The organism is Streptomyces sp. NBC_01224 (genome assembly GCF_036002945.1).
Classification (GTDB): domain Bacteria; phylum Actinomycetota; class Actinomycetes; order Streptomycetales; family Streptomycetaceae; genus Streptomyces.
The window spans coordinates 7,144,701-7,156,518 of the sequence record NZ_CP108529.1; the positions used below are offsets into that span (position 1 = coordinate 7,144,701).

Genomic DNA, 11,818 nt, shown 5'->3' on the forward strand with positions numbered 1-11,818 from the left:
ATTCGGGGGGCGCGTTGGCTCTTCGCGCCGGAGTCGGCATCGGCGCGAAGCCGACTAGCCGTTGCGTGTGGTTGCGAGACCGCCTGCGGCAATCCGGTCGCCGACATCGTTCACCAAGCCCTTGCCCAGGTCGTCCGCCCGCTTCAGCAGTCTCTCGAAGTCCGTGAGGCGGCGGAAGGTGTCGGCGTAGGCGGCCTGCTTATCCAGGGGGAGTTGGAGTACCCGGAGCCGTCTGACGTCGGCGCGGGACGAGCTGGAGGCATGCGCCGTGGGTGCCCTGTTCTGAGCCTTCCGCATAACAACGGGCTCGTCCGCATCACCTCAATTGATGTGGACGAGCCCGTTGTTCCGTTCAGGAAGCCTCGTTGGTGCTAACCACGCGCGAGAGTCACGAACGTCGCCCACTCGCCCCGGCCGACCCGCAGCACCGGTCCGCCACCCGTGACCTTCGAGTCCCGTACATACACTGCACTGGCGTCGGCAGCCACCTCCACGCAGTCGCCGCCGCCCGATCCGCTGTAGCTGCTCTTGAACCAGTGCAGCTCGTCAACGCTCTCGGATACCTGCTCCACGCTCATGTCTCTCCCACCAGCCGTTCGATGAGCCGCGCAGACGCCTCGACGTTCAGGGCCTGCGATCGCAGCTTGCCATATCGCAACCCGAAGGCGCTGACCTCTGCCGGATCACTGACGACGCTCGGGACTTCCTGGGACTCGATGTACCCGAGGCGGCGGAGCTGCTTCGTCTCCACCAGGACGAACGGTCCGTCCAGACCCGGATGGAATCCGAGCCCGGCAGGCATCACCTGAACCTCCACCGTACGCAACGCGCCCACTTCCAAAAGGCGTTGCCACTGTCCCCGCATTACCTCCGCGCCGCCCACCGGGTTACGCAACGCCTCCTCCCCGATGACGAACGACAGTTCCGCCAGCGGGTCCCGTGTCAGCAGCTTCTGCCTGCTCAGCCGCGCTTCCGTGTGCTGGTCGATGATGTCCTCGCTGAACGGCGGGCAGTGGCCCCCGAACACGGCCCGTGCGTACGCTTCCGTCTGCAACAGGCCCGGTACCAGCAGCGGGTCGTACGAGAAGCGGCTCAACACCTCCGCCTCGATGAGGGCGAAGTTACGGAAGAACTGCGGGAGTTTCGCCCGGTCCACATCGGCCTGGAGCACTTCCAGTAACCCGCCCGCAGCCAGCACCCGGTCCGCCGCGACGGTGAACGCCTCCTTTGCCGGTCGCCGTCCCTGCTCGACCGAGGCGACCTGTTCCAGGGAGTAGCCGATGGCATCTCCGAGTGCCTGCTGGTTCAACTCGGCCCGCTTGCGCAGGTGCTGGAGGAGTTTGCCGTAGGCCACCCATACCCCCGGCAGGTCGCTGTCCTCCTTCGTCTTCGTCGCCCGGATGTTCCGCGTATCCCGCATGGCCCTCACGCCCTTCCGTCACCGTTCACGCCCGCCCACAGCCACCCGTAGCGCCCCTCAACTCGGCTACGGCTGGGCAAGGTTCAACGGAAGGCCCGTTTCCAGGGACACGGCCCCCGCCCCGTACAGCACCCGTACAAGACCCGTACGACGCAGGGCGGAGATTCTCCACTCGGCTCGTACGACCGATATCCCGTACGGCCATCGCACCTGGTCAGCGACTTCTGCCGAGTCCCACGATGACGTCGTGAAGCAACAGGAAAGCGCCCATGAACCACTCGGCCCAGCCCCCGAGTTCAGCCTCTGCCTCAGCAGCACCCCGCGTGGCGCCCGGCTGGCCCGTACCCTCGCGGTCCAGCAGCTCACCGAGTGGTGCGGCAGTCCGTACGACTCCGAGACTGCTCGAACCGTCGCCCTCGTCACCGCCGAGCTGGCCGCCAACGCCATTACCCATGGGCGCCTCCCCGGGCGCGACTTCCGGCTGACGCTCCTCCTTCTGCCCCACGCCGTCCGTGTCGAGGTGACCGACACCCGCCCGGAGCGCCTGCCACCTATTCCGGCTGCGGGGCCCGTGTCCGCCGACGCGGCATCGGGCCGCGGTCTGCTGCTCGTCGAGGTGTACGCGGACCGTTGGGGCTGCACCGTCCGCGACGCGTTCACCAAAACGGTCTGGGCAGAGGTGGCGTTGATGGAGGCCACCGGGGCCGCGCCGGGGATGGCCCCGACCTCGACGCACGACTCGTGCTCGCCGCCGAGGTGCCGCTGCAGAACTTCTGGGTGACCGGTCCCTTCCGGGCGTAGGCAGCCTCCGGCTGGGCGCTGCCTCTCAACAGGGCGGCGCCCAGCGGCGTCACCCTGCGTGGCGCGGTGTCACTGTGTGTGGTATTGCCGTGTCGCAGGGTGATGACCAGGCCCGCCTCTCGCAACGTGATCGTGCTCTCCGAGCCGGCGGCAGGGGGTGACGGGGTAGCCCGACGAGTTCGCGGCGGCCCGGAAGGGGTGGCTGGACCCGACCGCTGTGCACAAGCAGGGGGCCGAGGTGGTGCCGCGGTCCGGCCGGCCGCACCGTCGATACCCAAGTGCTTGAAAGTTGAAACAAGCGCGATGGAGGGTTACCTTGAAGATTCAAGTTAATGCGGCGCTGCCCAGCGCCGCACGGCCCCTGCCACCCGCCCCACGAGGAGTCCCTCCCTTGACCACTCCTGCCACCACCTTGTCCCGCCCCGCCGCCGCGGCCGTCGCGGCCCCGGCCGCCCCCGCCCGCGCCTATGACATCGGCCTGCTCGTCCTGCGCCTCGCACTCGGCCTGATCATGGCTGCGCACGGCGCCCAGAAGCTGTTCGGCTGGTTCGGTGGGGGCGGCATCGACGGCACCGGGCAGTTCTTCGCGGCCACCGGCTACCCCTCACCGAGGGCGTTCGCCGTCGTGGCCGGGCTCGGCGAGGCCCTCGGCGGGCTCGGCCTCGTGCTCGGCCTGCTCACTCCGCTCGCCGCCGCGGCCGTCGCGGGCACGCTTGTCAACGCGATCTCCGTCAAGTGGGGCGGCGGCTTCTTCGCCCCGGAGGGTGTCGAGTACGAGATCCTCATCGCTCTGACCGCGGTGACGCTCGCCCTGACCGGCCCCGGCCGGATCGCCGTGGACCGACTGCTGCCCTGGCTGCGCTCGCACCGGGTCGCCTACGGCGTCGCCGCGATCGTGCTCGGTGCCGTCGTGGCCGGCGTCACGCTGCTGCTGCGTCACTGAGGCAGGACTCCCAACGCTGCGCGTCGCACGTCACCCCGTGCCCCGGTGGTGGCGATCGTGGTCTGCATGCTGGGGAGCTGTGACTCGACCTCCGTCTCGCGTACGAGCGCGTACAACTGGTCGGTGATGCCTGCCTGGGCGCCGCGGCCGAAGGCGCCCCCGAGCACCACCGCGCGCCGGAAGAGCCGAAGGGTCGTGTACGGCGGCGGCCGCACGGTGGTCCGGGCCGGCCGGAGATGAGCCTGTCCGGGCCGATGGCATTGCCCAGCGGTGAGCACGGACCTTCGGGCGGGCGGCCGCCGAAGGCCGCCCGCCCGAAGGCTCTACTCAGTCCGACGTGCCGGATCCGGCGCCGCTGTGTGGGCGACCCGGTCCAGCACCTGGCAGATCTCCTCGCCGTGCTCGGCGAAGAGCCTGATCGGGCACGATGGCCGCGGACTCGGCTCGGCCCCCGCCGTCCGGCAGGGGCCCGGCCGGTCGACGTGATCCGACGGGGTCAGTCGGCCCAGACCTTGGCATCGTCGGCCGGGACGGCGGTGGCGAGCTTCAGCTCCTTACGAGCGGCGACCGTCTTGCCCGGGTTGATACCGGCGAAGGCCCGGTCGTAGGCGAGGTAGAAGGCGTCCGTGTCACCGGCCGAGGCGGCCTTTTCCCACGCGTCGGCGGTCTCCTTCAGCCGTGCACGGAGCTTGACGGTCTCCGGCTGCTGAATGCTCTTCAGGGCCGTGAGGTGGGTGCCGAGCGCGGCAGTGACGGCTTTGGCCTGCTTCTTGTAGCCGGCGAAGTCGTCCTCGACCTGCTCCGCTTCGGGCTGGTTCGTCCACAGGGCCTCGTAGACGGCGTTCGAACCCTTCAGGTACGCGAGCTGGTCGGCGTTCAGGGGCTTGCTCTTCAACGAACCGGAGAACGTGCCCGCTTCCTTGGTGTACGTGCAGGTCACGGCCCGATCGCCCGTCGCCCAGCTCTCCTTGGTGGGGTAGTAGTAGTAGACGTCGACCCCCTTGGGCAGGGCCCAGGCGTCGGGGGCGAACTTGTGCGCCTTGGCCGGGCATCGTTCGTCGGCGATCTGTGCGGTTTTGTCCGCGCCGGGGTACGCCGACTGCCCGTCGATCTTGAACTCGCCGACGACCTGGCCTTCGTGCGGTTCCTCGCACGGCACGACCTCGACGCTGAGTTCCTCGCTCTCGGGTGCCCCATTGTTCGGGTTGTAGCAGTCGCCGGTCGCGAGCGAGAAGACCGATCGCTGGCGAACCACTTTCTTGGCACCGGCCTTTGCGCTGTCGACGGCTTCGGAGCACCCCACGGCTCCGACCGAGATCAGGGCTACGACAGCGGATATACCGCGCAGGGAGCGGGACGTGACACCGAGAGACATGACGTAAGCATCCTCAAACGGAAGGGTTGTGAACAGGTGTGCGCATCGTATGGCATGTCAGTGACAGTGCTGTGTGCAGGCACTTTGGTGCACCGGCGGTGGTGGTGCGGGTGATAACCGGACGAGTTGTCGTCCGGCGCTTGAGAGCGGCCGAGAAGTGAACTCCTGACGAAGCCTTCGGGAAAAGACGCCTTTGGGGGAGTTGACCCGTTTGGAGATGGAGGTCGTGGTCGGGACGTTCAGCGCCAGCTGTCGCGCAGGGCGAAGGGGTCGAGAAACCGGAACAAGCAGCGAATCAAGGTCGTCAAAGCTCATACGAAGGTGGCCGATGCGCGCAGGGGCTTTCATCACAAGCTGTCGGTGAAGCCGATGCGCGAGAACCAGGCCGTCGGCGTGGAGCGGCCTTCTCCTGATCGACGCCCGTGCGAGCCGCTGGGGCTGCACAGTTCGCGACGCCTGCACCGAGACGGGTCCGGGCGGAAGCGATGTTCTCGGCGGGCTACGGGGGTGGGGGCGGGCGCCGGTAGCCCTGTCCCAGGGCCATCACCTCCAGGGCCATCACCTCCACGGCCAGAGCTCAGCGCCCGACCACCGCTCCCCGCCCCGTGCCGGACCGCTTGCGCAGTGGTCCGGATCAGGAAGCCTTCGACTCCAGGTGGTAGGTCGTGTCGACCCAGAAACCGTTCGTAGCCCTGGCTTTGATCTCCAGCACGTATTGACCGGGAGTCAGCGACGCGATGCCACCCCAGATGCCCCACGCGTAGCGCTGGGTCAACCCCGTCCTGAACGACGCGGAGAACTCCCGCAGCGGCAACGGAATGGTGTTGAGGGATGCCGTGGCCTCTGCCACCGTCAAGGACTGGGGGATCCTTGAGTACGACCTGGTGTGCTGCATGTTGAGCACAGGGAAGAAAACCGGCCGGTCCGAGGGGATCGCGCAGCGTCGCACCACGTGGCCGCCGTAGGTGCCGGCCAGGAACCAGAGGTCGTCCGGCTGGTTCCAGGCGGCGTGCTCGCCCGTTGTGTCCTCGACCGGACTGCGACCGTCAGGGGCGGACAGGGCCCACTTCCACCACCGGCCTGCGAGCACCCCGCCCTCTTCGCCGCTCAGCTTCCACGTACTGTCGACCGATTCCGGACCGCTCACGACGCCCCTCCCGCGTGCAGCCCCTGGTTCGGGGCTCGTTTCGAACAAGCGGACAGTACCCGGGGCGGATGAATGGCTTGGCGGCGGCCTCTGCCCCTACCCGGGCACGGAGCGCATGGGCTCCGGGTATCGTACGAATGTTCGAAACTTGGTCTATGGTGGAGAGCGAGGGGTGGTGAGTGCGGATCGGTCCAGGAGGTGCAGATGCCAGGGTTCACGCATCTGCATACCGTTTCCGGGTTCTCCCTGCGGTACGGGGCCTCGCACCCGGAGCGGCTGGCGGAGCGCGCCGCGGAGCGGGGGATGGACGCTCTCGCGCTGACCGATCGCGACACGCTCGCGGGTGCGGTCCGCTTCGCCAAGGCCTGCGAGAGGGCCGGGGTGCGGCCGCTCTTCGGGGTGGAGCTCGCGGTGGATCCTGCGGCGGCGGAGCATACGAGAGAAGGCGGACGCGCGCATCGGCTGCGGACCCCGGTCCGCGGCGGTGCCTTTGTCGATGAATCCGCACCCCGGGTCACCTTCCTCGCCCGGGACGGTGCGCAGGGCTGGGCCGAATTGTGCCGTCTCGTCACCGCCGCCCACGCCCCCGCGCCCGCCGGTGCCGGACAGCCCCTGGTCGGCCGGTCGGAGCTGCCCGCCGAAGGGCTCACCGTGCTGCTCGGCCCCTCCTGCGACGTCGGCAGGGCGCTGGCCGCCGGCCGCCCGGACCGGGCCGCCGCACTGCTCGCCCCCTGGCGGGAGATCTACGGCGACGACCTGCGCCTCGAAGCCGTCCACCACGGACGCCAAGGCACCGGACCCGGATCGCTGCGGCTCGCCGCCCGTACCGTCGGTTTCGCCGCCGAGCAGGGGGTACGGGCCGTGCTGACCAATGCCGTCCGGTACGCCGACCCCGGGCAGGGCCCGGTCGCCGATGTGCTCGACGCGGCCCGCAGGCTGGTCCCCGTCGACCCCCGCCGCGCCCCGCTCGACAGCGATGAGCGCTGGCTGAAGGATGCCCGCGCGATGGCGGAGACCGCTGAGCGGATCGCCTCCGCCGCCGGGCTCGGCCGGGACGGCGGAGCCCGGCTGCTCGCAGAGACCCGGCGCACCGCCGACGCCTGCGTCGTCGACCCCGAGGGCGACCTCGGCCTCGGCACCGTCCACTTCCCCGAACCACATCTCGTCGGTGCGGGGCGGCGGACCGCCCAGCGGGTACTGGCCTCCCGCGCCGCAGCCGGAATGGTGCTGCGCGGCTACGACCGCAGGCGCGACTACTGGGAGCGGATGCACCAGGAGCTGGACATCATCGCCTACCACGGTTTCGCCTCCTATTTTCTGACGGTTGCTCAAGTCGTTGATGATGTACGGGCGATGAAGGTGCGGGTTGCTGCCCGGGGCTCCGGCGCGGGCTCCCTGGTCAACCATCTCCTCGGGATCGCGCACGCCGACCCGGTCGAGCACGGGCTGCTGATGGAGCGCTTCCTCTCCAAGCGCCGCTTCGTGCTGCCCGACATCGACATCGACGTCGAATCGGCCCGCCGCCTCGACGTCTACCGCGCGATCATCGGCCGCTTCGGCACCGAGCGGGTCGCGACCGTCGCCATGCCCGAGACCTACCGGGTGCGCCACGCCATCCGGGACGTCGGCGCGGCACTGTCCATGAACCCGGCCGAGACCGACCGGCTCGCCAAGGCCTTCCCGCACATCCGGGCCCGCGATGCCCGCGCGGCCATGGAAGAGCTGCCCGAGCTGCGGGCTGTCGCGGCGGAGAAGGAGAAGTACGGGCGGCTCTGGGAGCTGGTGGAGGCGCTGGACGGCCTGCCGCGCGGTATCGCCATGCACCCGTGCGGTGTCCTCCTCTCGGATGCCACGCTGCTGCGCCGTACGCCTGTCATGCCCACCAGCGGCGATGGCTTCCCGATGGCGCAGTTCGACAAGGAGGACGTGGAGGATCTCGGGCTGCTCAAGCTCGATGTGCTGGGCGTACGGATGCAGTCGGCGATGGCGCACGCGGTCACGGAGGTCAAGAGGGCCTCGGGGCAGGACGTGGACCTGGACGCCGTTCCGCAGGGCGACCCGGAGACGTACCGGCTGATCAGGAGTGCCGAGACGCTGGGCTGCTTCCAGATCGAGTCGCCGGGCCAGCGCGACCTGGTCGGCAGGCTCCAGCCCGCCACCTTCCACGATCTGGTGGTCGACATCTCGCTGTTCCGGCCGGGGCCGGTCGCCGCCGACATGGTACGGCCGTTCATCGAGGCCAGGCACGGCCGTGCGCCCGTGCGCTATCCGCATCCCGACCTGGAAGGGCCGCTGCGCGAGACGTATGGAGTGGTCGTCTTCCATGAGCAGATCATCGAGATGGTCGACATCATGACCGGCTGCGGCCGGGACGAGGCCGACCGGGTGCGGCGCGGGCTCTCCGACCCCGGGGTGCAGGGCCGGATCAAGGTGTGGTTCGCGCAGCAGGCGGCGGCGAAGAAGTACAGCGCCGAAGTGATCGCCCGAGCCTGGGAGATCATCGAGGCATTCGGCTCGTACGGCTTCTGCAAGGCGCACGCGGTCGCCTTCGCCGTACCGACGTATCAGTCGGCGTGGCTCAAGGCACATCACCCTGCGGCCTTCTACGCCGGGCTGCTCACCCATGACCCGGGGATGTATCCGAAGCGGCTGCTGCTCGCGGACGCGCGGCGGCGCGGGGTGCCGGTGCTGGGGCTGGATGTGAACCGGTCGGCGGCCACCCATCGAATCGAACTGGTGTCTGGTGATGAGAAGGGGAGAGAGGTCTGGGGGGTGCGGCTCGCGCTGTCGGACGTCCATGGCATCAGTGAGGCCGAGGTCGCCCGGATCGAGGCCGGGCAGCCCTACGCCTCGCTGCTGGACTTCTGGCAGCGGGCCAGGCCGGGAAAGCCGGCCGCTGAACGGCTGGCCCAGGTCGGCGCGTTGGACGCGTTCGGTGCCAACCGGCGTGATCTGCTGCTGCACCTGTCCGAACTGCACCGTGCCCAGCGGGGTACCGGGGCGCGGTCCGGCTCCGGTGGCGCGCAGCTCCCGCTCGGCGAGGGGCGCAGGACCGGATCCATCGGCCTGCCCGACCTCAACGAGGCCGAACGCCTCAGTGCCGAGCTCGGCGTCCTGAGCATGGATGTCTCCCGCCATCTGATGGGCGATCACCATGCGTTCCTGAAGGAGCTCGGCGCGGTCTCCGCCAAGCGGCTGCGCGAGGCACGGCACGGGGATACCGTGCTGGTCGCGGGCGCCAAGGCGGCCACCCAGACACCGCCGGTCCGCTCCGGCCGCCGGGTCATCTTCACCACCCTGGACGACGGTACGGGCCTGGTCGACCTGGCCTTCTTCGACGACAGCCATGCCGCATGCGCGCACACCGTCTTCCACTCCTGGCTGCTGCTGGTACGCGGAGTGGTGCAGCGGCGCGGACCGCAGAGCCTGAGCGTGGTCGGTGCGGCCGCCTGGAATCTGGCGGAACTGGCCGAGCTGCGGCGTACCGGCGGACTCGACGCGGTCGCGGCCCGGCTGGCGGAGGAACCCTCGTCCGAGGAGAGCGCCCCCGAGGCTCCCGAGCCTGCTCCCACCGACAACGGCCGCCGCATCCAGATGTCCACCGGGTACGAGATGAACCCCTGGTCCGACCTCCAGCCGCCCGGCGAAGGCGTCGCCACCGGAAGGAAGTTGTGGCACCAGAGTCCGGGGAGCGCGGGATGAGCACTGCACATGATGCGCCGGGAATCCTGTATCTGCGGTTCCGCAAGGTCGGCGGCGGCCTCCCGGACAGCGCCGGTTATGAGGGGCTGCTCGCCCTTCTCGGTGCGTTCACCCCGGTGGTCGAGGCGGTCCCGCCCGACGGGGCGCTGGCCGATGTGCGCGGCGCGCTGCGCTACTTCGGGCGGGACGTGAAGGGGCTGGCCTCGGTGATCCGGATCCGTGCGCTCGCCCTGCACGGCGTGGACTGCGCGATCGGAGCCGCGCAGAACCCGATGCTGGCCCGGATGGCGGCACGGCAGGCCGCGCCCGGAACGACCTTCGTGGTCCCCGCGGGCGGGGGAGCGGAGTTCCTCGCGGCCAAGCCGGCCGCCGCGCTGGACGGTGTGGGGGCAGCGACGGCCCGCACCCTGTGCGGGTACGGGCTCGACTCCGTCGGCCGGATCGCTGCGGCCCCGCTCGGCGCCCTGCAGCGGATCACCGGCGTACGGACCGGACGCGAACTGTGGGAGCGGGCGCGCGGCATCGACCGTACGACGGTCGTACCGGGCGCCGCCGCCCGGTCGCTCGCCGCCGAACGGTCCTTCCCGCGCGACGAGCTGGACCGGGAGCGGCAGCGCCGCGCGCTCATGTCGCTCACCGAGGAGCTGGGGGCCAGGATGCGCGGGGACGGGCAGGTGTGCCGGGGGCTCTCGGTCTCCGTGCGCTATGCCGACCGGACCGGATACTCGACGCTGACCCGCAGTCGTACGCTCCGGGAGCCCACCGCGCACTCCGCGGCGCTCACCGAACTCGCGTACCGGATCCATGACTCGTTCGCTCTGCAGCGGGCCCGGGTGCGGGGGATCGCGCTGCGCGCGGAAGGGCTGACGGAAGCCGAACGGGCCGCGCACCAGCTGTCGTTCGACCCGGTGGATGAACGGGCGCGCCGGATCGAGGCGGTGGCGGACCGGCTGCGGGCCAGGTTCGGCCCGCGGGCCGTGATGCCGGGGCGGCTCGCGGCCTGACCGGTCCCTTGACGTCGCATGGTTGATCACTCATCAGTTTTTACCGACGCGTAACTTCCCACGCCACCTTACTCGCCCGTAATTTGGCATGAGCACATAGGAAATTCAGCAGTCAGAACTTGTGGTCCGGGCCGCAGGGTGCACAGACATCGCAACTCCCTTGAGCCGCAAGGAGACCACACGATGCTGCCCCGGACCCGTGCGCCGCGCACCCCACGTGCGCGGAGAACCCTCGCCGCACTGCTCCTCGCCGTCGCGGCAGTCGCCACCCCCACGGCCACTGCCGCTGCAGCCGCCCCCACCGTCGCCACAGCCACCTCCCGTGGCTGGAACGACTACTCCTGCAAGCCCTCCGCAGTCCATCCCCGCCCTGTCGTCCTGGTCCACGGAACCTTCGGGAACTCGATCGACAACTGGCTCGTCCTCGCCCCCTACCTCGTCAACCGGGGCTACTGCGTCTACTCGCTCGACTACGGGCAGCTGCCCGGCGTGCCGTTCTTCAACGGCCTCGGCCCGATCGACAGGTCGGCCGGTCAGCTCGCCACGTTCGTCGACCAGGTGCTCGCCTCCACCGGAGCGCCGAAGGCCGACATCGTCGGCCACTCCCAGGGCGGCATGATGCCCAACTACTACCTGAAGTTCCTCGGCGGCGCCGCCAAGGTGAACGTCCTGATCGGGCTCGCGCCCGACAACCACGGCACCACCCTTCTCGGCCTGACGAAACTGCTGCCGTACTTCCCGGGCGCCGAGGACCTGCTGAACGCCAACACCCCCGGTCTCGCCGACCAGATGGCCGGATCCCCGTTCATCACCAAGCTCAACGCGGGCGGCGACACCGTGCCCGGGGTGCGGTACACGGTCATCGCGACCAGGTACGACGAGGTCGTGACCCCGTACCGCACGCAGTACCTGGACGGACCGAACGTACACAACGTGCTGCTCCAGGATCTGTGCCCGGTCGACCTGTCCGAGCATGTGGCGATCGGGACCGTGGACCGGATCGCCTACCACGAGGTGGCGAACGCCCTGGACCCGGCGCACGCCACCCCGACCACCTGCGCCTCGGTCATCGGCTAGGGCCCGGGCTCGCTCCAGGTGCTCAGTCTCCGCGTCGGGTCGCGGCGGCGGCCCGGCGGCGGACCGAGGCGAACAACGCGGCCGAACCCACGGCAAGCGCGGCTGCACCGCCGATGGCCAGGTAACGGGTACTGCCGTCGCCACCCGTCGAACACCACATCGACGGCGCTTCGCATACGTGGACGCGCGCGCCCGCAGTCTCGGCCTCCCCGAGATCCGGCTCTGCACCAACGCCCTGACGCGGGAGAACCAGAAGCTCTACCCGCGCTACGGGTGCGAGCTGGTGGAGCGCCGTGTGGACGGCGCGTACGACCGCTTCCACTACCGCAAGCGGCCGGCCGGCTGATCG

The 11,818-nt window shown here is 69.9% G+C and carries 12 protein-coding genes and 1 pseudogene; 7 read left to right on the forward strand and 6 right to left on the reverse strand.

Annotated elements, in window-relative coordinates; genetic code table 11:
- Positions 1-54 precede the first annotated feature (54 nt).
- From OG609_RS32155 to OG609_RS32165, 3 genes are all read right to left on the reverse strand, one after another.
- Positions 55-297 carry a hypothetical protein gene (locus OG609_RS32155; protein WP_327276040.1) on the reverse strand — a complete coding sequence of 81 codons (243 nt, stop codon included), beginning with the start codon at positions 295-297 and terminating at the stop codon, positions 55-57.
- Between the two features lie 74 nt (positions 298-371).
- The gene (locus OG609_RS32160; protein WP_327276041.1) at positions 372-578 is read right to left on the reverse strand and encodes a DUF397 domain-containing protein; all 207 of its coding nucleotides are present in this window, start codon (positions 576-578) and stop codon (positions 372-374) included.
- Positions 575-1,420 carry a helix-turn-helix domain-containing protein gene (locus OG609_RS32165; protein ID WP_327276042.1) on the reverse strand — a complete coding sequence of 282 codons (846 nt, stop codon included), beginning with the start codon at positions 1,418-1,420 and terminating at the stop codon, positions 575-577. Before OG609_RS32165 ends, OG609_RS32160 begins: the two co-directional genes overlap by 4 nt.
- A 247-nt stretch (positions 1,421-1,667) precedes the next feature.
- On the opposite strand from OG609_RS32165, the gene OG609_RS32170 reads away from it, so the two are divergent.
- Both OG609_RS32170 and OG609_RS32175 read left to right on the forward strand, forming a co-directional pair.
- Positions 1,668-2,201 carry an ATP-binding protein gene (locus OG609_RS32170; RefSeq protein ID WP_327276043.1) on the forward strand — a complete coding sequence of 178 codons (534 nt, stop codon included), beginning with the start codon at positions 1,668-1,670 and terminating at the stop codon, positions 2,199-2,201.
- 411 nt (positions 2,202-2,612) lie between these two features.
- On the forward strand, positions 2,613-3,164 hold the full coding sequence (locus OG609_RS32175) for a DoxX family protein (RefSeq protein ID WP_442818019.1): 552 nt from the start codon (positions 2,613-2,615) through the stop codon (positions 3,162-3,164).
- Here OG609_RS32175 and OG609_RS32180 read toward each other — a convergent pair.
- Positions 3,158-3,379 carry a hypothetical protein gene (locus OG609_RS32180; protein WP_327276044.1) on the reverse strand — a complete coding sequence of 74 codons (222 nt, stop codon included), beginning with the start codon at positions 3,377-3,379 and terminating at the stop codon, positions 3,158-3,160. The two genes, OG609_RS32175 and OG609_RS32180, sit on opposite strands and share 7 nt — an antisense overlap.
- Positions 3,380-3,660: 281 nt before the next feature.
- The gene (locus OG609_RS32185) at positions 3,661-4,539 is read right to left on the reverse strand and encodes a septum formation family protein (protein ID WP_327276045.1); all 879 of its coding nucleotides are present in this window, start codon (positions 4,537-4,539) and stop codon (positions 3,661-3,663) included.
- A gap of 249 nt (positions 4,540-4,788) precedes the next feature.
- On the opposite strand from OG609_RS32185, the gene OG609_RS32190 reads away from it, so the two are divergent.
- Positions 4,789-5,229, forward strand: a complete 441-nt coding sequence (locus tag OG609_RS32190) for a hypothetical protein (RefSeq protein ID WP_327278263.1) — start codon at positions 4,789-4,791, stop codon at positions 5,227-5,229.
- Here the strand turns inward: OG609_RS32190 and OG609_RS32195 are convergent.
- Entirely contained in the window at positions 5,174-5,686 is a 513-nt protein-coding gene (locus OG609_RS32195) for a hypothetical protein (protein WP_327276046.1), read from the reverse strand. The two genes, OG609_RS32190 and OG609_RS32195, sit on opposite strands and share 56 nt — an antisense overlap.
- A gap of 204 nt (positions 5,687-5,890) precedes the next feature.
- Here OG609_RS32195 and OG609_RS32200 point away from each other — a divergent pair, with 204 nt between their 5' ends.
- The 4 genes and pseudogenes from OG609_RS32200 to OG609_RS32220 all read left to right on the forward strand — a co-directional run.
- Positions 5,891-9,388, forward strand: a complete 3,498-nt coding sequence (locus OG609_RS32200; RefSeq protein ID WP_327276047.1) for a DNA polymerase III subunit alpha — start codon at positions 5,891-5,893, stop codon at positions 9,386-9,388.
- Positions 9,385-10,392: a DNA polymerase Y family protein gene (locus OG609_RS32205; protein WP_327276048.1), complete on the forward strand. Its 1,008-nt coding sequence runs from the start codon at positions 9,385-9,387 to the stop codon at positions 10,390-10,392. The genes OG609_RS32200 and OG609_RS32205 overlap by 4 nt, the downstream gene beginning before the upstream one ends.
- Positions 10,393-10,575: 183 nt before the next feature.
- The gene (locus OG609_RS32210) at positions 10,576-11,469 is read left to right on the forward strand and encodes an esterase/lipase family protein (RefSeq protein ID WP_327276049.1); all 894 of its coding nucleotides are present in this window, start codon (positions 10,576-10,578) and stop codon (positions 11,467-11,469) included.
- Positions 11,470-11,629: 160 nt separating this feature from the next.
- Positions 11,630-11,815 (forward strand): annotated as a pseudogene (locus OG609_RS32220) (GNAT family N-acetyltransferase); the annotation flags it as partial.
- Positions 11,816-11,818: the final 3 nt, after the last annotated feature.

Excerpts from the sequence above, each read along its gene's own strand:
- OG609_RS32155 (WP_327276040.1), bottom strand. The coding sequence starts at position 297 with ATGCGGAAGGCTCAGAACAGGGCACCCACGGCGCATGCCTCCAGCTCG.
- OG609_RS32160 (WP_327276041.1), bottom strand. The coding sequence starts at position 578 with ATGAGCGTGGAGCAGGTATCCGAGAGCGTTGACGAGCTGCACTGGTTC.
- OG609_RS32165 (WP_327276042.1), bottom strand. The coding sequence starts at position 1,420 with ATGCGGGATACGCGGAACATCCGGGCGACGAAGACGAAGGAGGACAGC.
- OG609_RS32185 (WP_327276045.1), bottom strand. The coding sequence starts at position 4,539 with ATGTCTCTCGGTGTCACGTCCCGCTCCCTGCGCGGTATATCCGCTGTC.
- OG609_RS32200 (WP_327276047.1), top strand. The coding sequence starts at position 5,891 with ATGCCAGGGTTCACGCATCTGCATACCGTTTCCGGGTTCTCCCTGCGG.
- OG609_RS32205 (WP_327276048.1), top strand. The coding sequence starts at position 9,385 with ATGAGCACTGCACATGATGCGCCGGGAATCCTGTATCTGCGGTTCCGC.
- OG609_RS32210 (WP_327276049.1), top strand. The coding sequence starts at position 10,576 with ATGCTGCCCCGGACCCGTGCGCCGCGCACCCCACGTGCGCGGAGAACC.